The 21,415-nt window shown below is 41.9% G+C and carries 20 protein-coding genes; 11 read left to right on the top strand and 9 right to left on the bottom strand.

Annotated features, from left to right (window positions below; genetic code table 11):
* Position 1: 1 nt before the first annotated feature.
* Entirely contained in the window at positions 2 to 352 is a 351-nt protein-coding gene (locus BSCG_RS03315; RefSeq protein WP_004291454.1) for a helix-turn-helix domain-containing protein, read from the bottom strand.
* A 3-nt stretch (positions 353 to 355) separates the two neighbouring features.
* Complete coding sequence (locus BSCG_RS03320) at positions 356 to 718, bottom strand: helix-turn-helix domain-containing protein (RefSeq protein WP_004304264.1); 363 nt, start codon at positions 716 to 718, stop codon at positions 356 to 358.
* A 201-nt stretch (positions 719 to 919) separates the two neighbouring features.
* Here BSCG_RS03320 and BSCG_RS03325 point away from each other — a divergent pair, with 201 nt between their 5' ends.
* Both BSCG_RS03325 and BSCG_RS03330 read left to right on the top strand, forming a co-directional pair.
* A complete protein-coding gene (locus tag BSCG_RS03325; protein WP_004291426.1) occupies positions 920 to 1,219 on the top strand; it encodes a helix-turn-helix domain-containing protein in 300 nt (99 codons plus the stop codon).
* A 31-nt stretch (positions 1,220 to 1,250) separates the two neighbouring features.
* Positions 1,251 to 1,556, top strand: coding sequence for a helix-turn-helix domain-containing protein (locus BSCG_RS03330; protein ID WP_004291424.1), 306 nt, complete (start codon positions 1,251 to 1,253; stop codon positions 1,554 to 1,556).
* A 77-nt stretch (positions 1,557 to 1,633) separates the two neighbouring features.
* On the opposite strand, the gene BSCG_RS03335 is transcribed toward BSCG_RS03330, so the two are convergent.
* Together BSCG_RS03335 and BSCG_RS03340 are read right to left on the bottom strand one after the other, a co-directional pair.
* Positions 1,634 to 1,996 (bottom strand): hypothetical protein, encoded by a 363-nt coding sequence (locus BSCG_RS03335; protein ID WP_004291423.1) that lies wholly within the window; start codon positions 1,994 to 1,996, stop codon positions 1,634 to 1,636.
* An 11-nt stretch (positions 1,997 to 2,007) separates the two neighbouring features.
* Complete coding sequence (locus BSCG_RS03340; protein WP_004291422.1) at positions 2,008 to 3,243, bottom strand: site-specific integrase; 1,236 nt, start codon at positions 3,241 to 3,243, stop codon at positions 2,008 to 2,010.
* A 380-nt stretch (positions 3,244 to 3,623) separates the two neighbouring features.
* Between BSCG_RS03340 and BSCG_RS03345 the strand changes: the two genes are divergently transcribed.
* The gene (locus tag BSCG_RS03345) at positions 3,624 to 4,316 is read left to right on the top strand and encodes an HAD family hydrolase (RefSeq protein ID WP_008777265.1); all 693 of its coding nucleotides are present in this window, start codon (positions 3,624 to 3,626) and stop codon (positions 4,314 to 4,316) included.
* A 74-nt stretch (positions 4,317 to 4,390) separates the two neighbouring features.
* Here BSCG_RS03345 and BSCG_RS03350 read toward each other — a convergent pair whose 3' ends face one another.
* Positions 4,391 to 5,170, bottom strand: a complete 780-nt coding sequence (locus BSCG_RS03350) for a response regulator transcription factor (RefSeq protein WP_008777264.1) — start codon at positions 5,168 to 5,170, stop codon at positions 4,391 to 4,393.
* An 81-nt stretch (positions 5,171 to 5,251) separates the two neighbouring features.
* Here BSCG_RS03350 and BSCG_RS03355 point away from each other — a divergent pair, with 81 nt between their 5' ends.
* Complete coding sequence (locus BSCG_RS03355) at positions 5,252 to 5,923, top strand: DUF1349 domain-containing protein (protein ID WP_225472708.1); 672 nt, start codon at positions 5,252 to 5,254, stop codon at positions 5,921 to 5,923.
* A 587-nt stretch (positions 5,924 to 6,510) separates the two neighbouring features.
* On the opposite strand, the gene BSCG_RS03360 is transcribed toward BSCG_RS03355, so the two are convergent.
* Positions 6,511 to 7,563, bottom strand: coding sequence for a winged helix DNA-binding domain-containing protein (locus tag BSCG_RS03360; protein ID WP_004307951.1), 1,053 nt, complete (start codon positions 7,561 to 7,563; stop codon positions 6,511 to 6,513).
* 38 nt (positions 7,564 to 7,601) lie between these two features.
* Positions 7,602 to 8,837 carry an ATP-binding protein gene (locus BSCG_RS03365; protein WP_004299291.1) on the bottom strand — a complete coding sequence of 412 codons (1,236 nt, stop codon included), beginning with the start codon at positions 8,835 to 8,837 and terminating at the stop codon, positions 7,602 to 7,604.
* 208 nt (positions 8,838 to 9,045) lie between these two features.
* Between BSCG_RS03365 and aroA the strand changes: the two genes are divergently transcribed.
* From aroA to BSCG_RS03395, 6 genes are all read left to right on the top strand, one after another.
* Positions 9,046 to 10,275 (top strand): 3-phosphoshikimate 1-carboxyvinyltransferase, encoded by a 1,230-nt coding sequence (aroA, locus tag BSCG_RS03370; RefSeq protein WP_004307950.1) that lies wholly within the window; start codon positions 9,046 to 9,048, stop codon positions 10,273 to 10,275.
* A 12-nt stretch (positions 10,276 to 10,287) separates the two neighbouring features.
* Positions 10,288 to 10,857, top strand: coding sequence for a Crp/Fnr family transcriptional regulator (locus BSCG_RS03375; RefSeq protein ID WP_008777263.1), 570 nt, complete (start codon positions 10,288 to 10,290; stop codon positions 10,855 to 10,857).
* Positions 10,858 to 10,931: 74 nt separating this feature from the next.
* Positions 10,932 to 11,648, top strand: a complete 717-nt coding sequence (locus tag BSCG_RS03380; protein ID WP_004323455.1) for an SDR family NAD(P)-dependent oxidoreductase — start codon at positions 10,932 to 10,934, stop codon at positions 11,646 to 11,648.
* Between the two features lie 628 nt (positions 11,649 to 12,276).
* A complete protein-coding gene (locus tag BSCG_RS03385) occupies positions 12,277 to 15,510 on the top strand; it encodes a SusC/RagA family TonB-linked outer membrane protein (RefSeq protein ID WP_008018912.1) in 3,234 nt (1,077 codons plus the stop codon).
* A gap of 13 nt (positions 15,511 to 15,523) precedes the next feature.
* Positions 15,524 to 17,536 carry a RagB/SusD family nutrient uptake outer membrane protein gene (locus tag BSCG_RS03390; protein WP_008018909.1) on the top strand — a complete coding sequence of 671 codons (2,013 nt, stop codon included), beginning with the start codon at positions 15,524 to 15,526 and terminating at the stop codon, positions 17,534 to 17,536.
* Between the two features lie 346 nt (positions 17,537 to 17,882).
* Entirely contained in the window at positions 17,883 to 18,632 is a 750-nt protein-coding gene (locus BSCG_RS03395; RefSeq protein ID WP_008640846.1) for an N-acetyltransferase, read from the top strand.
* A 56-nt stretch (positions 18,633 to 18,688) separates the two neighbouring features.
* On the opposite strand, the gene BSCG_RS03400 is transcribed toward BSCG_RS03395, so the two are convergent.
* Both BSCG_RS03400 and BSCG_RS03405 read right to left on the bottom strand, forming a co-directional pair.
* A complete protein-coding gene (locus BSCG_RS03400; RefSeq protein ID WP_008777260.1) occupies positions 18,689 to 19,690 on the bottom strand; it encodes a M28 family metallopeptidase in 1,002 nt (333 codons plus the stop codon).
* A 36-nt stretch (positions 19,691 to 19,726) separates the two neighbouring features.
* Positions 19,727 to 20,854: a leucine-rich repeat domain-containing protein gene (locus BSCG_RS03405; RefSeq protein ID WP_004323465.1), complete on the bottom strand. Its 1,128-nt coding sequence runs from the start codon at positions 20,852 to 20,854 to the stop codon at positions 19,727 to 19,729.
* A 114-nt stretch (positions 20,855 to 20,968) separates the two neighbouring features.
* On the opposite strand from BSCG_RS03405, the gene BSCG_RS03410 reads away from it, so the two are divergent.
* Positions 20,969 to 21,412, top strand: a complete 444-nt coding sequence (locus BSCG_RS03410) for a hypothetical protein (protein ID WP_004299271.1) — start codon at positions 20,969 to 20,971, stop codon at positions 21,410 to 21,412.
* Positions 21,413 to 21,415: the final 3 nt, after the last annotated feature.

Below are 21,415 nucleotides of genomic sequence, written 5' to 3'. Positions count from 1 at the left end.
GTTATTTATGAAAGAAATTATGGATACGAGCCTTGTAGAAGGCTATATCTTCCTTTTTGAAGTCCTTGATATGGTTGGAAAGGAATGTCAGCACGTCCTCCTCGCTGTAATAGGTCTTCTTGCCCAGCGTCTTGTAGGGCAATGCGCCTACGCTGCGGTAGCGTTGGAGGGTGCGTTTGCTTATCTGGAGCAACATGCACAAATCCTGATTGTCGAAAAGGCGGATGCTTTCCGTGATAGTGGGCTGTTTCCCCTCAGCCTTCATCGCCAGCAGCAGTTCGTCCTGACGGTCGAGCCGTTCCATCAGCTTCTGCATCCAGCCCTCGAAGTTGTTTCGTGTGAGCAGTTCCATGACCTATGTCCTCCTTCCTTTTGGTTTGCCGCCCGTGCGCAGCGTGTGGTTGTGGAACAGGGTGTCTATTGTCCCTTCCTCGTTCCTTACTGTGTTGTCCTCCAATAGCCGCAGTATCTCGGAAAGGCGGTAGCGGCAGCTTCCGCGTACCACCACATACTCGATACGGTGGTCGGTGCGCATACGCTGCATGGTGCGCTTGCTCACGTTGAGCATCTTCGCCGCCTGTGCCGTGTCAAGCAGCTTGTCTTCGGTTTCCCGCTTCCGTTTCTTCTCGTCCCTTGCCTCGCGGATGTACCCTGCGATGTTCGCAATCTGCGCCATCATCTCCTTGTAGGCGGAACTTTCCATTGTTATCACTTTCATGTTCAGTCCTTTCTTTTTGTTTCTGCGACAAAATTCGGCAATAAACAAAAGGGGCTTTAACAACTCACTACGTGACTCACGTAAGATTTTTGCGGAAGATGGCTCCGTAACCCGGTCAAACGGCGCAACAGGCAGCCTTTCAGCGGAAAACGATACGTCTTGTATGCCGTTTCGTTACCTTTGCGGCAAACTCTAAATGACATGAATATGGAAATAGTATCTATCGAGAAAAAGACTTTCGAGATGATGGTGGCGGCATTCGGCGCACTCTCGGAGAAGGTCGCCGCCCTGAGGCGCAAAAGCGACACGGGGCGCATGGAAAGATGGCTCACGGGCGAGGAGGTCTGCGGGCAGTTGAGAATAAGCCCGCGCACGTTGCAGACGCTGCGTGACAGGCGGCTTATCGGCTACTCGCAGATAAACCGCAGGTTCTATTACAAGCCAGAGGAGGTGAAGCGGCTGATACCGCTTGTCGGCACGCTCTATCCGCACGGCAGATGATTTGATTTATTCACCCACTGAATCCGAAGTTATGATGAACGAGAACAACGATGTTTTTACGATGGAAGACGAGCCGATAGCCTCTGTGGTGCAGGATATGCGCAAAGGCTCGAAATGGCTGTCCGCATTTCTGGAAAGCTACCGTCCTCCGCTGGACGGGGAACGTTACCTGACGGACGGCGAGGTGTCGGAACTGCTCCGTGTGAGCCGGCGCACCTTGCAGGAATACCGCAACAACCGCGTGTTGCCCTTCATACTTTTGGGAGGGAAGGTGCTTTACCCGGAAACGGGGCTGCGCGGGGTACTGGAAGCGAACTACCGCAAGCCGCTGGAGTGAGGCGGTTTCATGAAAAAGTAAACGGGTGACACCTTTTGTGGTGCTACCCGTTTACTTGTCTTATGGGGTATGTGCAATCAGCAATACCCGGCTTTTCCGTTCTGTATGAACATCACGTATGTCTGCCGTTTCTCTTGTGAGAGTGCCTTTCCCACCAGCCATGTGCGGAACAGGTGGGTGTTGTAGGTATTCACCCTGAAAGCGACCGGGATGATGATTTCAAGGGCGTACACGTCCGCGTGCAGCCCGTTTTCAAGCTGCATGTAGCGGCACACCTCGTAGTCGTTCAGCACGTCCGACTTGCGGACGGCTCTGATGGCGGCGTTCACTGCCGGGACGGTCGTATGGAACAATCCGGCTATTTCGGTGGCGGTCATCCACACGTCGTTACCGGTTACGCTGACTGCCTTGTCCTCGATGATGATTGTGTCACGTTTCATGGCTTTTCTTTTTAGATGGTGCAACCTGCAAATTCCTCGACGCCGTTCAATCTTGCGGCAAGGTTCTCCATGTCCTGATTGAGCTTCTCTTTGGTTATCTTTGCGTAAATCTGCGTCGTCTTTATGCTCTTGTGTCCGAGCATGGAGCTGACCGTTTCGATGGGAACACCGTTGGAGAGGAATATCGTCGTGGCTGCCGTGTGGCGGCTCTGATGCCACGTGATATGCTTGGTGATGCCGCAACGCTTGGCGACGGCACGGATACCGGCAAGGCACGTGTTATAATGCGGAACGGGAAATATCCTGCCGTCCCCGCACAGTCCCCGGTATTTGCCGATTATGCGGTTGGCGATGTCGAGCAGGCGGATGTTGGACACCACGCCCGTTTTCTGGCGGTTGATGTTTATCCACTCGTGTTCGTCGAAGTAGGTGCGGATATTCTCTTCCGTAAGGTTGCGCATATCCGCGAACGACAGCCCCGTGAAGGCGCAGAACAGGTAGAGGTCGCGGTACAATTCCTGTTTGGCGTTTTTCAGTTTCCCCTCCATCAGCAGGCGGATCTCATCTTTGGTCAGGAAACTGCGTGTTGTTTCCTCCTTCTTGATTTCATACTCGCGGAACGGGTCGCGCGTCAGCCACTCGTTGTTGATGGCGATGAATACCATCGTCCGTAACGGGCAGACGTACAGCCACACGGTATTGGTGCAGCAGTGCTTGTCCGTGCGCAGGAACATCTCGAAGTCGGAGATGAAAGCCGGGGTAAGCTCTTTTAGGGCGATGTCCTTCACATGGTAGCGGATGTCGAGGAACTCTTGCATGTGCTTGTAAACGGTGCGGTACTTCAGCAGCGTGCCTTTGGCTTTCATGCCTGCCTCCACCTGCTTCTCGTAGTCCTCGTTGTGCTGGCGGAACACCTGCATCAGCGTGTGGTAGCGGTGTTCCAGTCCGAGAAAGGCGTTCTTCACCTTCTCCGCCGTGACGAAGTTGTCACGCTCCATGATTTCCTGATAATGCCTGTTGATGCGTACCCGCATCTTGTCAAGCATACGGTTCGTTTCGAGTGCCGCCGTGCTTCTGCCCGTGACACGTCCACCTTTGGTGTCCCACAGTTTCGGATCGACAGTCAGTTTGCAGCTGAACTGTGTCTGGCTGCCGTCCACCGTGATGCGTCCCATGACGGGAACTGTCCCGTCCTTTTTCACTACCTGACGCTTGAGGTAGTAGATTACTGAAAATGTACTCTTCATTGTCCTTAATTTTTGGGTTTCAAAATTAGTTGGTGAAGAGTCCGGTGTTGGTACGCAAAACGGGGAGGAACGGCGCAATCTTTTTCCGTAACCTGATTTTTCGCATGAGTTATGGATAACTCACTATTCCTTAGAGCCTTGTTTCGCTATTCGTACCCGTTTGTCGCATTTTCGGGCATGGTTACGAACAAGTAACGTAGCGGCGTCAGGATTTGGCTTCGGCAGGGATTGTAATGGCTTCACGGATTATCGCCACTTCAACCAAAACCCTTGTAACTCAATTCTATCACTATATCTTTCCGCATTTCACTTTTTTGTAGTAACTTTGCAGCGCAAATATCAAACAGATGATCTAAAATTTACCATTAACGACGAAACCGATGAAAGAACTTATTAAAGTCATTGCTTTTGATGCAGACGATACCTTGTGGAGCAATGAACCTTTTTTCCAGGAAATAGAGAAACAATATACAGACCTATTAAAGCCTTATGGCACTTCTGAACATATTTCAGCTGCTTTATTTCAAACAGAAATGAATAATCTGAAGTATCTCGGATATGGAGCCAAAGCCTTCACCATTTCTATGGTAGAGACAGCTTTGCATGTGAGTGGACAAAAGATTTCAGGTACAGACATTCAACATATTATTGAATTAGGCAAATCATTACTGAAAATGCCTATTGAACTATTGCCGGGAGTAAAAGAAACGCTTAAAGAATTGAAAGAGAAAGGAAAATACAAATTAGTAGTTGCCACTAAAGGAGATTTGCTCGATCAGGAGAATAAACTGGAACGTTCCGGATTAGCCTCTTATTTCGATCACATTGAAGTGATGTCCGATAAAACAGAGAAAGAATATCAACGAATGTTGAATATCTTACAGATTGATCCTTCCGAATTTGTCATGATTGGCAATTCTCTGAAATCGGACATTCAACCTGTTCTATCGCTGGGAGGATATGGCATACATATTCCTTTTGAAGTGATGTGGAAACATGAAGTAGTAGACACATTCACACATGACCATCTGAAGCAGGTGAAAAGATTTGATGAGTTGCTGCTTTTGTTTTAAATAAGTTCTATTCTTTCTTCAGATAAGCTTCAAATCTGAAGAAAGAAATCAGTAAACAATGCCATCTTATTGGATTACAAATCCAACAGTTTCATCAATTCAGCAGCCCGACACGCTTCTATCGAATTACCGACAGAGAGTTTCTCCAAAATATTCTGCCGGTGTCGATTGACTGTATTCACACTAATATAAAGGGCAGCTGCAATTTCTTTACTAGATAGTCCTTTACGTATACAGCGAAGTATTTCCTTTTCACGTTCGGATAGGATATTACGATGTTCTTCCGAAAGAAAGAGCGTTTCGACCTCTCCACGTTCCATATGGGTAATAGTGGGATATATCCCCTGCTCCGTTCGTTGATCTGCAGACAAGGTATAAAGACAAAAAATCAACCATACACTTCCGGAAGGAGTATTTTCCATAATCTGCACTAAATTATCAATATACTGATAGACTCCTTTCTCATTCATCATACGTATTCTGCATCTTCCCCGGTACTTCAACCGTTCTTCGGAAGACATCGAAAAGGTCTTCTGAAAAAACTGATACTCCAATAACCGCTTTTCTACCAAGTCTTCAGGATGAATACGCCGATAAATACAATCTTCATCCATAGAATCAATCACACTCAAAGCAGCTTCTTCGGAAGTTAAGCCTAGAAAATGCGCCCAAGGATGAACGGCAATGTAACTTTTCCTATTCGAAAGATCTGAAATAACAGCACATCCACCATTAATCTCCGTCAATGAATGAATAAAGCGTTGATGTTGCTCTACAACTCCATTGTCCAATATTTCATCGGCTATCAGTTGTGTCGCATAAACTTCATCTATTTCCTTTTGTAATACGTCCATCTTATAAAATGGTTATTATTCAGTATTGTTGCACACGGAGGTATGACCTATCTTTGCACCACAAAGATAATCAAATAAGAAATGATCATGAAACATTTAAAAATCAAAATGATGTCAATAGCCTTTATGGCAGTAACAACTTCTTCTATGGCACAAAGTTTGAATAAAATGAATTGGCTGAACGAGCCTCAACAATGGGAAATAAAAGATGGCAAAACCTTAGTGATGGATGTTCCTGCAAAAACAGACTTTTGGAGGATTTCTCATTATGGGTTCACAGTGGACGACGGACCTTTCTATTATGCAACTTATGGTGGAGAATTTGAAGCCAAAGTAAAGATAACCGGCAACTATGTCACCACCTTTGACCAAATGGGATTAATGCTGCGCATCGACCATGAAAACTGGATAAAAGCAGGTGTGGAATACGTTGATGGCAAACAGAATGTAAGTGCCGTAGTTACGCATCGGACTAGCGACTGGAGTGTAGTACAATTGCCGGATGCTCCCCGTTCGATATGGATAAAAGCAGTCCGTCGCCTGGATGCAGTAGAAATATTTTTCTCACGTGATGATAAAGAATATATTATGATGCGCACGTGTTGGTTGCAAGATAATTGTCCTGTCATGGTAGGATTAATGGGAGCTTGTCCGGACGGGAAAGGGTTCACCGCTACATTCGAAGAATTTAAAGTGACTCCATTAGCCGATCAACGAAGACTGGAATGGGCAAAAAGGCAAATGAACAAATAAAATCAGTCCTGATGCTATTTATTTAAATAGAGAGAAAGCTCTATTATAATATAAATGTGGTAGTATATCTTACTTTAAATGTTCTATTTTTAATATGATGAGGATAAATAGCATCACACGGATTTCCTCTTCCAGCAGTTCTGTTGTATAAAACAATGCAAGAATATACAGTTCCCGAGGAGTTTTTTACATAAAAACAGTCAAAAGATACACTATAATAAACTTATTGACAATCGTTTCTTTAAAAGGAATAACCAGTTCCTTTTAAAGGAACGACTCATTGATCGGTGAGAAACACTTTATTCCTTTAAAAGGAGCATATAAAACTTTATTTTAAGTGCTATCCCAGAGCTAACCTACACCTGAAACAGCCAACACTCCACATATCAAATTGAGACAAAACAAAGGCAAGTTCTATACATCTATTCTATAAAGAATACAGACTAAAACAAATTGTCCCAAAACGCAATCGATTTATTTCTTTTCTAAATTCGAAAACAGCAAATCCTTCTCATTTTCAACTCATGCCTAAATATATCCTGCATATATGGAATTATACAACGATAAAATATACGTTTTTTCATATATTATCGCCAAAACCGTATATACTTATCTTTCTCACGATCCAACGCACCTTCATCAACACAATCATCCAACCGGAACCATGAATGTTCTATCAATGAGCCTCTCTTTTTAACAGACTTATCCCAGTTTCCTATCACTTGTCCTTCATGAAGAACAATCGGATAAAACAGACCATTATTGGTAAATGCTTTCGAGTAATGCTCTTTAGGCAAAACGTCTGTCCGGTCTTTATAACCAAGCAAATATTCATCATAAGAAGGAAGAAGATGCAAACTGCCGGTAACTTTTCCACGAGTCCGGCAATCTTCATGAATATACCATGTCTGTCCATTCCATTCTTCTGCCGTTAATTCCGAATCAATCAAATAAATAGCTTGACGTGCATCTGTAATAGGCAGCCCCGACCACCAGACAAAATCTTGCAAAACAGCAGGAGCATGACTACGAAAATAGCTTCTAGCCAAACGAGCCAAAGATTCATCTTTGGTCAATTCCGGCATCGGCGGAACACGCTCTTCCAAAAGCGCATACGTACATTTACTTCCTTTATCTTCCCCACTACATACAATCCCCACCTGCTCCGCACGAGCCATAAAGCGGGTCATACGATGATTATCCGCTACAATCCCCGAACGGTTAAAATGCTCGGCAATCTCCTGCCTCGTCAGGCTTTTCTTCCCACAAAGAATTTTCTCCAACAGATTATGACTTTTCGTATAGAGCTCTTCAGAAATTTCCAAGTCATGCCCCTTCGCATAAGACTCATTAGCAGATATAATACGCCCGGCGGAAAGTTTCAACATCCACCGGATATCTTCTGCTGCTACGAGATGCCATGTCGGACGCATTACATGAGTCCGCAGGATTTCACCATCACGGAGCGCTTTTTCCACAGTTTGAATCGTTGCTGACTTCAAACGCATTCCTACTGCCCATTTCACCATGGAATAATTCTGTGCCTGCATAGCTCCCATCCAGGACACAAGTTCCTTGGGTTGAAAGAAAAGAGGACTTAATAACTGTTGGTTGAGTAAACGTATATTCGGTATTTTCATCATACTTATTTATAAAAGAAAAAACAGTTGTTCTTTGATTAAATGACACGAGTAATGGAATGTAACAAAACAGAAGACAAGAAGTCTCTAATATAAATATGTTCTATCCCTTCATAAGTATTTTCAAACATTTTTTCTCCGGACACTACCACTTTCGGATAATTATCTTTAATCTTCAATAAATTCCCGAATTCTCTTTCAATAGTTTCCTGTTTAGAAAGTTCAAGAGAGACTTGCACATAGAGAATCTCTCCATTCCGTTTACAGACAAAATCTATTTCTTCCGTACCCAATGTCCCGATTTTTACATCATATCCACTATATACCAAATGATTATAAACCAAGTTCTCCAAACGCATCGCTCTGTCCTGTGGCTTGTACCCCGTAATCACATTACGAATCCCCATATTCTCAAAATAATACTTCTCCCCTCTTTCGAATAATTTCTTTCCGGCAATATCATACCTTCCTACCCTATGTACAATAAAAGCATCCGATAATGCCATCGCATACTCACTCACAACATAAGGAGAAATATCCACTTTCTGACTTTTCAGAAAATCACTAATACTCTTGCTGGAAAATAAGTTGCCAATGTTACCTGCCAAGAACGAAACTAGTTGTTCCAAAAAGACCGTATTCCTTATATTCTTTCTCTGAATCACATCTTTTAATATAATGGTAGAGTAAATGCTCCTCAAATACTCCATAACAACAGGTTCTTCCATCGGCAAATGTATCAGATAAGGCAATCCTCCATAATGAATATATTTCTCCAATGACGCATCCGTATTCTCCAGTTCATGGAAATCCAGAAATTCAATATACGACAAACTATAAACCACAAATTCAACATACCGACCTCCCAATTCATTCGCTAAATCACTGGAAAATATCTCTGAATTACTGCCTGTCACATATATATCATTATTATCATCCAATGCCAACGAACGGATAGCCAACCTGAAATCTTGTATTTCCTGTATTTCATCGACAAAAATATAGTTCATTCTATCATCTACCGATTTTGAAAGAATATAATCATTCAGTTCTTTATAAGTCTTTATATCTATGAAATTGACATCTTCCTTATTTATATAGATAATATTCGCATCACTCTCTTCTTTCCGTATCAACTCCATGAGTTGATACAAAATAAAGCTTTTACCGACACGACGATGACCGACCATCACTTTTACCAATGTTTTCCTCATGAAAGGTCTTATGCGGTCAACATAAGTGTTTCTTTGTTTAATTATGCGAGGTATTTTCATTCTACTTCTTTTTAAATACGATTGCAATACATCACAAATATAGCATTTATTTTAAATACAATTGTAATTTCTTGAGATTTTATCCTCTACTTCAAATACGATTGTAATTTTCCCATTCTAAATTTTCTATTGTTTTTCTGACTTTATAACTGCATATATACCAATTTATGTCTATTTTTGTCATCTCAAACCAAAGAAAATAGAAATGATGCTCTATAAACTCATCCCTCCTTCAGTAGTAACAGCAACTATCCAGTTGCCGGCTTCTAAAAGTATCAGTAATCGTGCATTAATCATCAATGCGCTGGGCAAAGGTATTTATCCTCCTGAAAACCTGTCCGATTGTGACGATACACAGGTGATGATAAAAGCTCTCACCGAAGGGAAAGAGACGATTGACATCATGGCTGCGGGCACTGCTATGCGTTTCCTTACCGCCTATTTAAGTGTGACCCCGGGGGAACGGACAATCACAGGAACAGCCCGTATGCAGCAACGTCCGATACAGATATTAGTCAATGCGCTTCGTGAGTTAGGAGCTGAAATAGAGTATACCCGCAATGAAGGATATCCTCCCCTCCGCATCAAAGGTGCAGAATTGAAAGGAAACGAAATAACACTGAAAGGAAATGTCAGTTCCCAATATATATCTGCTCTATTGATGATAGGTCCGGCACTCAAAGACGGTTTGACTTTGCATTTAAGCGGGGAGATAATTTCCCGTCCTTATATCAATCTTACATTGCAACTGATGCAGGACTTTGGAGCCAAAGCTGCATGGACTTCTCCCAATAGCATTTCCGTTGCTCCACAACTCTATCAGAGCATTCCTTTCAAAGTGGAAAGTGACTGGAGCGCAGCTTCCTATTGGTATCAGATTGCCGCCTTATCTCCCAAAGCAGAAATTGAATTATTGGGGTTGTTTCCTAACAGTTATCAGGGAGATAGCCGGGGAGCAGAAGTTTTCTCACGCTTAGGTATAACTACCGAATTTACATCACAAGGTGTGAAACTGAAAAAAACAGGCAAAGCGCCGGAAAGACTGGAAGAAGACTTTGTCGACATTCCGGATTTGGCACAGACATTCGTTGTTACCTGTGCCTTGCTGAATATCCCTTTCCGTTTCACCGGATTACAAAGCCTGAAAATAAAAGAGACTGACCGTATTGCCGCCCTGCGAGCCGAGCTTAAAAAACTGGGATATGTGATCGAGGAAGAAAATGACAGTATATTAATGTGGAATGGCGAACGATGTGAACCGGAAGAAACTCCGGTGATTGAAACCTACGAAGACCATCGGATGGCAATGGCATTTGCACCGGCAATTATCCGCCATCCCAATTTACTTATTGCCAATCCGCAAGTCGTTACCAAATCATATCCCGGATATTGGGAAGATTTGAAACAGGCTGGATTTCAGGTTATAAACGAAGGCTAATTTTCATACGCTGTGGAAGATTTCAACAAATATACTTCCCACATCAACTACTCCCCTATTGTAGATTTTGTATTACAACAGGGGAAGCAGACTTATTATAAGAAAGGAGACTACTTTTCCCGCCAGGGAGAAGTATGTAAAACAATGGGGTTCGTCAGTTCCGGTTCTTTCCGGTACTGTTGCACCAACAGTGTAGGCGAGAGCAGCATTGTAGGCTATACTTTCGATCATTCTTTTGTTGGCAACTATCCGGCTTTTCAGTTACAGGACCAATCAAATGTAGATATACAAGCCTTGTGTCACTGCTCGGTATACGTAATCAATTACCAGCAAATGGCAGACTTCTACGATACCAACGACGTTCACCAAAAGTTAGGACGCCGCATCGCAGAAACGTTATTGTGGGAAGTCTACGACCGGATGATTTCAATGTACAGCCTGACACCGGAAGAACGCTATCTTGAAATTATCAACCGTTGTCCCGACTTACTGAAACTGATAACTTTAAAAGAACTGGCTTCCTATCTTCTGATTCGTCCCGAAACATTAAGTCGTATCCGAAGAAAAGTCGTACAAAAATAAATTCTTGATTTCAATCAAGAGTTTATTTATTCTCTACCCTTACTTTTGCGGGCAAACAAAGTATATTGTATTTCATGAAAAAAATTATAATTATAGGTGCAACTTCCGGCATCGGTCGTGGATTGGCAGAAGTCTATTCTCAAGAAGATTATCTTATCGGCATTACCGGTCGCAGGGAAAATCTATTAGAAGAGGTATGCGCCCGGGACAAAGACAAACTATTCTATCAAGTGTGCGACATCACCGATACACAAGCTACCATTTCATCCCTCGAAACTCTCACTCAAAAAATGGGTGGAATGGATATATTGATTATCTGTGCCGGGACCGGAGAACTAAACCCCGAACTCTCCTACCAATTGGAAGAACCTACCTTACTAACGAACGTGATAGGATTCACCAACATCGCAGACTGGGGTTTCCGATATTTCGAACAGCAAAAAAGCGGGCATCTGGTTACTATTTCCTCTGTTGGAGGTACACGCGGCAGTGGCATCGCTCCCGCCTACAATGCGTCGAAAGCCTATCAAATCAACTATATGGAAGGATTACGACAAAAAGCAACTAAATCTCCTTATTCTATTTACACTACCGATATTCGTCCCGGATTTGTAGACACCGCTATGGCAAAAGGAGAAGGATTGTTTTGGGTTACTCCCGTTGATAAAGCTGTGAAACAAATTAAAAAGGCTATTTCTAAAAAGAAAAAAGTAGCTTTCATTTCCAAAAGATGGAGATATGTAACTATCCTGTTTCGTCTGTTGCCATCTGCTATTTATTGCCGGATGTAATGATAGATACTCCATAGCCAACACATATTTGTCTAAGTAAATCTAATAAAAAAACACCTGCCCCAACTGTTTATACAGATATTGGTATCTACCAAATTCTAGTTATGTATATAAGTCTGTACGGGAATCATATTAATGATAATAGCTAACTCACAAATAAACAGCTCTCTTACAATTGGAGGACACTTTTAGGGTTCAGTAATCAATGATGAAAAAATAAGTTCTTTCAGAACTAGGATGGTTTATAAAATTAGAATTAACGGCACAAATATATAATATATTTTAATACATAGCATGTATTTTCAAAAATAATATCAAATTCTCATTCATTTTTTCTTTTTAAGAATACCCAAAGCCGTATTTTATCTTCATATTGAAATGAAACTACTTGTTTATTTCATCATCCTTGTTATTTCATCTAACACAAACAGGTACGAAATAGATATAAAATGGGTATAAAACAAGTAGAAAAGATCGCTTAAAAGATGACTCTTTTTTTGAATTTAAGGCTTTGAATCCAACGTTTTACGCACGGAATAAGTTCTGAAAGAACTTATTAAAAGTAATTCCGGATTCTAGGAAAAACTCTAAATTCAATGCTATGTTAAAACAACTAAAGTCAGTTAGTATGTTGTTGTTCCTACTGACAATGTCAGTAGAAGCAGCTTATCCGGAAACTGGTGAAAGCACTCTAAAAGTTTCCGTTGTACAACAGGGTACTACTTGTAAGGGTGTAGTAAAAGATGCAGCAGGTGAAACCATCATCGGTGCATCCGTCGTAGCCAAAGGTACGACGAACGGTACAATCACCGGAATCAACGGTGACTTCTCTTTAAACAATGTAAAAACCGGAGATATTATTGTAGTCTCTTTTGTTGGTTATCAGACTCAAGAAATCAAATTCACAGGACAATCATTGAATATCATCCTTAAAGACAATACACAAACATTGGATGAAGTTGTTGTGGTTGCTTTTGGCACACAAAAGAAAGTGAATGTAACAGGATCTGTATCTACGGTAGGAGCAAAAGAAATTTCGGCACGTCCCGTTAACTCTACCATAGAAGCTTTGCAAGGTATGGTTCCGGGTATGAATATCTCTACTGGTGATGGTGGTGGCTCCTTAGGTTCAGACAAAAAATTCAATATTCGTGGTGTTGGAACAATTGGAGCTGGTTCAAAGGTAGAACCATTGGTGCTCATTGACGGTATGGAGGGAGACATGAACGCTATCAATCCACAGGACATTGAGAATATTTCTGTACTGAAAGATGCAGCCGCTTCCTCCATTTATGGCTCGCGGGCACCAGGTGGAGTCATCCTGATTACAACAAAGAAAGGTAAGTCGGGAAAAACGGTAGTTAACTATAATAACAACTTCCGTTTTGTATCTCCCTTGAATATGCCTGAAATGGCGGATTCATACAATTTTGCTCTGGCAGTCAATGACCAGTTAACTAATGGTGGACAGACTCCCATGTATAGCGCCACCAAACTTCAACAAATTCTGGATTTTCAGGCAGGAAAAAGCACACAATATATGTGGCCGACCGATGCGGGAAGATGGAATTCATTCGATGATCCCCAACGGCAAGACGTGATGCCTACCGGCAATACCGACTGGTTAAAAACGTTATTTGGTAATAGCTTTACCCACGAGCATTCATTGAGCGTAAATGGTGGAACGGATAAAATACAATATTATCTTTCTGCGAATTATCTGGACCAAGGAGGTCTCTTGAAGTTTGGAGATGATAACAAACAACGCTACTCCTTTACTGCAAAAATCAATGCGGACTTAACCAAATGGTTGAAAATAAGCTATAGTATGCGTTTTAACCGGACGGATTATGAAGCTCCTTCATTTGCCGGAGGCGATATCAAAAGTAATGTATTCTATTTCGATGTATGCCGCTACTGGCCTGTCATTCCGGTAGTAGACCCAAACGGATTCTATACTGTCGAATCCAAGATTTACCAATTAACAGAAGGAGGCCGATATAAATCACAAAAAGACGTGATGGCACACCAGCTTGCTTTCATCGTGGAACCCATCAAAGACTGGAAAATTAACGTAGAATTGAACTACCGTTCCAACTATAATTTCAACCATACCGATTATCAAACCGTTTATGGTTATGATGTGAGTAAAAATCCCTACATTATTGCCAATCAAACTTCCAGCGTTACAGAATATGCTTATAAGAGTAATTTCTTCAATCCGAACATCTTTACCGAATACGGCAAATCATTAGAAAGCGGGCACAACTTTAAAGTGATGCTGGGTTTTCAGAGCGAACTATTCAAACAACGTGATATTACCGCTTCCCAAGACGGTATCATGTCGGAAGTGGCTACCTTGAACACCACGCAGACAAATGCACAAAACAGAGGAGGGTACTCCGAATGGGCTACAGCCGGCTTCTTCGGACGTGTTAATTACGACTACAAAGGACGTTATCTGGCTGAAGTAAATATGAGATATGACGGCACTTCACGTTTCCTTCGAGATAACCGCTGGAATCTGTTCCCATCATTCTCCTTAGGATGGAACATGGCCCGTGAAGCATTTTTTGAAGATCTGACCGATTTAATCAGCACATTCAAGATACGTGGTTCATGGGGTGAATTGGGCAACCAAAACACAGATAACTGGTATCCATTCTATCGAACTATTGATATTAACAAAGACCAATGGGGCAATTACGCACTAGGCAGTTGGCTGGTAAATGGCGTAAAACCAAATATTTCCAAAGAATCTGCGCTGGTATCTTCCTTACTGACATGGGAAAAGACGCAAACACTGGATTTAGGTTTCGACTTATCTATGCTCAACAATCGTTTGAATGTAACATTCGACTATTTCCAGCGTAAATCTAAAAACATGGTAGGCCCCGCCCCCGAACTACCCAACCTCTTAGGCATTGCCGTTCCCAAAGTAAACAACCTCGATATGACTTCCAAAGGTTGGGAAATACAGGTGAACTGGCGCGACCAGATACGCGACTTTAAGTATGGAGTTACCTTATCTTTGTCAGACAATCAAGTGGTTATTGATAAATACCCCAATCCGTCAAACACAATTTTAGATAAAGACAATAATAATACGTATTATGCAGGTGCTCACGTAGGTGATATATGGGGATTCCAAACAATCGGCATCGCAAAGACCGATCAAGAGATGAAAGATCATTTGGCCGGTATGCCCAATGGCGCACAGGATGTACTCGGTTCCGGCTGGGGAGCAGGTGACATCATGTATGCGGATTTGAACGGTGACGGCCAGATCAGCAGAGGTAACAAAACACTGGCTGATCATGGTGATTTGAAGAAAATAGGCAACAGTACACCACGCTACAACTTTGGTTTGAATCTGGATGCCGCCTGGAAAGGGTTCGACCTTAAATTATTTTTCCAAGGAACGATGAAACGTGATTATATGCCGGGGAGTGGTTCTACAATGTTCTGGGGAGCAGTAGGCTACTGGCAAACCAACTTTTTCAAACCTCATCTGGACTATTTCCGCGGAGAAGATACGACTAATCCGCTAGGAGCTAACCTGGGTGGTTATTATCCGCGTCCTCTCGAGAATGATAGAAACCGTAATCCACAGACCCGATATTTGCAAAATGCGGCTTACTGCCGTCTGAAAAACGTTACTTTAGGTTATACATTACCTAAATCTTTGACAGAGAAATTCTGCGTAAACAATCTGCGATTCTTTGTTTCAGCAGAGAATTTATTTACTATTACCAGTCTGGCCGATACGTTTGACCCCGAAACTGTTGGCATCGGCAACTGGGACGGATGTACCTATCCGCTATCCAAGACTGTATCATTCGGTTTAAGTGCAACATTTTAAATGATAAACGATTATGAAAAAACATATTAAACTTTTGACAATAGGAACATTGCTATTGGGCGGACTGACCGGTTGCAATGATTTTCTCGACAGGGAACCACTGGATAAAGTAATTCCCGAAAAATATTTTGCATCCGAAAGTGATCTGGCTGCATACACAATCAATGCTTACCCATTTGAAACAGTGACCGATGCGTATGGCATCAATTTCTTCGGCAAAGATAATGATACTGATAACCAAGCCAGTGGTGACTCACCGGCCTTCTGGATACCCGGGCAAAAGAAGGTGCCGTCAGGTGAAGGCGAATGGGACTGGAGTAAAATACGAACCTGCAACTATTTCTTTGATAATACTTTACCGAAATTCGAAGCCGGCACTATTACCGGCAATCAGGATAATGTGAAGCATTATATCGGAGAAATGTACGTGATCCGGGCATACAATTATTATAAATTACTGGTTTCTTTAGGAGATCTGCCTATTATCACTACTGCATTGCCCGACATAGAAGAGACCTTGGTGGAATCCAGCAAGCGCCAGCCGCGTAATAAGGTGGCACGCTTCATTCTGGACGATTTGCAAAAAGCAACAGAATTGTTGCTTGATAAAAGTCCCGGTGGCAAGAATCGCATCAGCAAAAACGTAGCTCACTTGCTACGTGCACGCGTTGCCCTCTTCGAAGCAACTTGGGAAAAGTATCACAAAGGAACAGCTTTTGTACCCGGTGGAAAAGGATGGCCGGGTAATCCCGCAGATGTAAGCGGTTTTAATAGTGATGCAGAAGTGGCTTATTTTCTTGATGAAGCAATGAAGTCATCAAAAGTGGTAGGCGACTATATCGTCGGAAAACTGGCAGACAATACCGATACCCCCGAAGGTATGAACGCCAGTCTGGTTTCCATCAATCCTTACTACACCATGTTCTGCGATGAAAACATGGAAGGATATGATGAAATACTGATGTGGAAACAGTTCAAGGAAGGATTGGTAACCAGCAACTTGCAAATGGAGTTGGCACGCAATGGCGGTGGTTCCGGATGGACTCGTGGCATGGTCAATTCATTCCTGATGCGCAATGGGCTTCCCATCTATGCAGCCGGTTCCGATTATAATCCCGATTGGGAGAAAGAAGGAGTAAATTCCACTTTACAGAATCGTGATTCACGCATTGTTATCTTTACCAAAAAGCCGGGTGATGCCAACACCGAAAATAAAGGTGATGTGAATTATTACGGTGATGACGGAACTCCCAGTTATTGCTCAATCCGTTTCATTTATGGCGATAAAGGAAGTTTGGCAACAACCGGATTCATCATCAAAAAAGGCAAACACTACTCCAGTCACATGGCAAATGACCATAGTGCGGGAACATCAGGTGGTATTGTTTTCCGTGCGGCAGAAGCCATGTTGATTTACATGGAAGCTTCGTATGAAAAAAATGGTAGAATCGACGGAACAGCCGACGGATATTGGAAAGCTTTACGCCGACGCGCCAAAGTGGACGAAGACTATAATAAGACAATCGCTGCAACACAGATGAGCGAAGAGGCTAAAGGCGATTTCGGTGCTTATTCTCATGGCCAATTGATAGACGCGACGTTATATAATATCCGCCGTGAACGCCGTAACGAACTTTGTGCAGAAGCTTTGCGCTGGGAAGACTTGAAACGCTGGCGTGCATGCGACCAGTTGATATCCAAACCTTACCGTGTAGAAGGTATGCTATACTGGGGAAGCAACTATGAAACGCAACTGGCAGATTTATGTAAAGTAGATCCGGCAGAAGGTAATATGTCCTCACCTGATTTAAGTAAATATATTCTTCCATACGAAAAAATCACGAAGAATAATCTGATTGCCGGGCAGAAGGGATTCCTCTTTACACCTGCTCATTATCTGAATCCGATAGGTATGGCTGTATTTCGTCAGACAGCCTCGGATAAGAATGATTTTACAAGTTCAGTCGTTTATCAGAACCCGGGATGGAAGATTGAAGGCGACACTGGCGCACAACCTGTAGAATAATAAAAAGATAAAAGAACAACTCTTTGAGTTTGCAAATATATCGACCTTAATATTATATATCTGTTATCTTTTTATTTTTATAAACTTCATTGTCTCGCTCCAGATTAGGTAGAACTGCGGTCAATCTAATCCTAAGTTAGGCAATGAAGTTTTACATTCGCATGAGTTCTCGTTCAACATCCTCTGCAGATGTATAAAAAGTCTTTGTGATTTCCATAGTCACCCAACAGAGATTATCCGCAAAATTCACTACATTTGTATTTGCTTATCTGTCAACCGGGCTAATCAAGTATTACAATTACTACACTATCCGATTGATAATATCTAACTTGAAACAAAGGTGTATATGAATACTGACTTTACAAACTTAACAACAGAAAATCTTTCTAATGAGCATTTATGCTGCATCATCCGCAGCAAAAAGTCTCATCCTGGTATTGAAGCAAAACGGCAATGGCTTTCCGACCGGCTGAATGAAGGCCATGTCTTTAGAAAGTTAAACGCCAAAGCTACTGTTTTTATTGAATATGCCCCTCTTGAAACAGCTTGGGTTCCCGTCATCGGCGACAACTATTATTATCTGTATTGTTTATGGGTGCTAGGTAGCCCCCGAGGAAACGGATATGGGAAAGCATTAATAGAGTACTGTATAGCCGATGCCAAAGAAAAAGGTAGATCCGGCATTTGTATGCTTGGGGCAAAAAAACAGAAGAGCTGGCTTTCCGACCAATCATTTGCAAAGAAATTTGGTTTTGAGGTTGTTGACACTACTGATAACGGATATGAATTGCTTGCTCTTTCTTTCGACGGAACAGTACCGCAATTTGCGCCAAATGCCAAAAATCTGAAAATAGAAAGTGAGGAACTGACGATTTATTATGATATGCAATGCCCCTACATCTATAAATACATTGAAATGATCAAACAATATTGTGAAACAAATGATGTCCCTGTTTCTTTTATTCAAGTAGATACGCTACAGAAAGCAAAAGAGTTACCGTGTGTTTTTAATAATTTTGCTGTATTTTATAAAGGAAGTTTTGAGACTGTGAATTTGCCAACTATCGACTATTTAAAAAGAATACTCAAAAAATAAGAAATACAATCCTGACTTTTCCCGTTAATTATCAGGATTGTATTTTATCTGCTTCATTAAAAGGACTTCTCATTTGCCATCTTCCACATATTGAGAAAAGAGGCTTTAGTGATTTCCACTATCTTATCCCAATTCAATCGGTCGGCATGATCGGAAGGCTGGTGATAATCAGGATGCCCGTCCGTATGATACCAGATGATCGGAATACCTACTTTGGCAAACGAACCATTATCACTTCCTCCTATCGGATTTTCCCAGGCGCGGTAATCCGGTTCCAATTGCAAACCGTATTTTCTGATATCCTCTTTCAACCAATCCCCAAAGACCGAATGGGCGGCTGTGTAGAAATAAACGACTTGTTTAGGTTGTTGAGGTTTGTTGTTACGGCCAATCATGTCAAAGTTCAGATAGCCTTTGATTTGAGATAGGAAAGGACAAGTTTGTACAAAATATTTAGAGCCAAGCAGTCCTTTTTCTTCTCCATCCCAAAAAGCAAAGATTACATTTCTTTCGGGTTGCTGTCCACTGGCTAAAAAGGCTCTTGCAATTTGCAGCACTGCCGATACACCGGAAGCATTATCGTCAGCACCATTGTATATTTGGTCGCCATCGAGTGCAGGATCAATGCCTAAATGGTCGAAGTGAGCCCCCACAATCACATATTCTTTGGTATTTTTACCGGGAATCATTCCCAATACATTCCTCATGGAAAGCTTCTGATGAACTTCCTGTTTCAGTTTTGCTATGGAATCAGGATGTACTTCCAGACGTCCTTTTTTCTGACGTTCTTTACGGTAAGCATCAAAAGGCTGGAAATAGCTGTCAGCCAAAGGTGATACTCCCATCCATTGAAGTAAGGAAACAATATACTCCGAGGTCACACGTGAACCATGAAAACCTGCCTCACGCCCTTGCAATTCATCACTAGCCAAAAAGTTGATAGTAGCTTCGGCAGAGGAACGGTTGATACTCTGCAACCCTTTTTCTACGTTAGTTTGGGCAGATAACAACAATGAAAAATTACACAAAAAAGAGAGAAGCAGAATGTTTTTCTTCATGATGTATATAAGATTTAAGAAACAATCGTCCATACTTTACTTATTTTCAACTATCCAGTTTTTATCATTCAAGATATTTCTATTACAATCATCTGCTCCCGGATTATCATTAAAAGAAATCCGATATTGCCGGGGAGGAGTCGGATAATAAATAGCAGGTTCCAGCACTTGCCCCAAGGAATCAAACAGTGTATTCAAGGCATCCTCATCCAATTGATTCGAGTGACAATAAAGATGTTCTAACAGACTTCCTTGCGGTACCATTAAACGAGTTAGCTGATTATGTTCACAACGCAATTCACTAATATTAGAGTTATCGGACAGATCAAGTTCGGTCAATTTGTTGTATGAGCAACTTAATTCCCTTAAAGAAGGGCAACATTTCAATATATCAGTAATTGATTGGAAAGCACATCCTTGTATCAATATCGCAGAAATTGAAGTCTTCTCGTTCAATTCCAGATGTGACAATACTTCATTAGAACTCAAATCAATATCGCGCAATGCCGGCAAGCTTTTAAGGGAAAGGGAAGAAAAACCATTATAAGAACAATATAAACTTTCCGCTTCCGGATGACTACCAAACTCTATTGAAGTCAATTTGGGATTAGAATAAACTTGTATAGATCGCAATCGGAAACAATCCTCAATCTCCAAATGCTCCAAATCAGCGAAACTACCGATATTAATACTTTCCACATTAGGACAGAAGGTATTCAAGTCCAATTCGCGAGTATCAGAAATGCTATTCAAAGCCAGTGATTTCATTCGCGGCATATTTCCCAAATAAAGATGACTCAAAGGAAGAAGCAAACCACTTATATCGATAAGCTGCAGCTCTTCAGCCCAAATCCTCACTTCATATAATCCTTTATTTCCATATCTATATACCACTCCGCCACTCATTGAAGAAGGATCTTCTATTTTCTGTATACGACCGTTTCCCCAATCTATCACCATTCGTCCCCCACTTGCTACAATGTCCAACTGCCGCCAGTCTCCTACAACATTCACTGTAAAGCGAATCGTGTTTTCATCTGTCAATGCCGGAAATTCAAAATCATCTCCAAACACTCTGTTATCCGTATCTTTACAGGCAGCAAGGGTAGTGAATAAGATAACCACCCACATACTCCGAACGAATAATATACTCTGTCTTTTCATCTTATATTTGAGTTAGTAACATACAAAAGTACGAAAGAAATAGATAGCATACACGATAGAATACAAATTTATAAGTAACTTTGCACAAATTTGATTCGTAACTGTTATATTGTCATGTGGATACTTATTATAAGTCTGGTGTTGCTGGGTGTCATTGCGCTGATAGCCGGAATTATCCGCAACAAAAGACTGCAAAAGAAAATAGAAAAGGGCGAACTGGACCGTATGCCGGAAGTGAAGGAAGTAGATGTGGAATGCTGCGGACAACACGAAGTATGCGAACGGGATAGCCTGCTGGCAGCTGTCAGCAAAAAGATAGAATATTACGATGACGAAGAACTGGACCAGTTCATTGGCAAGGCAGGAGATGCGTATACAGAAGAAGAAACAGAAATGTTTCGGGATGTATTGTATACGACACTGGATGTAGAAGTGGCCGGATGGGTACGTAGCCTTCAGCTCCGTGGCATTGAACTACCGGATGATCTCAAAGACGAAGTTTTTCTGATTATCGGAGAAAGAAGAAACATAGAAGTAAAAAAGGCAGATGACAGGTGATGT

This window comes from Bacteroides sp. 2_2_4 (assembly GCF_000157055.1).
GTDB lineage: Bacteria > Bacteroidota > Bacteroidia > Bacteroidales > Bacteroidaceae > Bacteroides > Bacteroides ovatus.
This window is presented reverse-complemented; position numbering and strand designations above follow the sequence as displayed.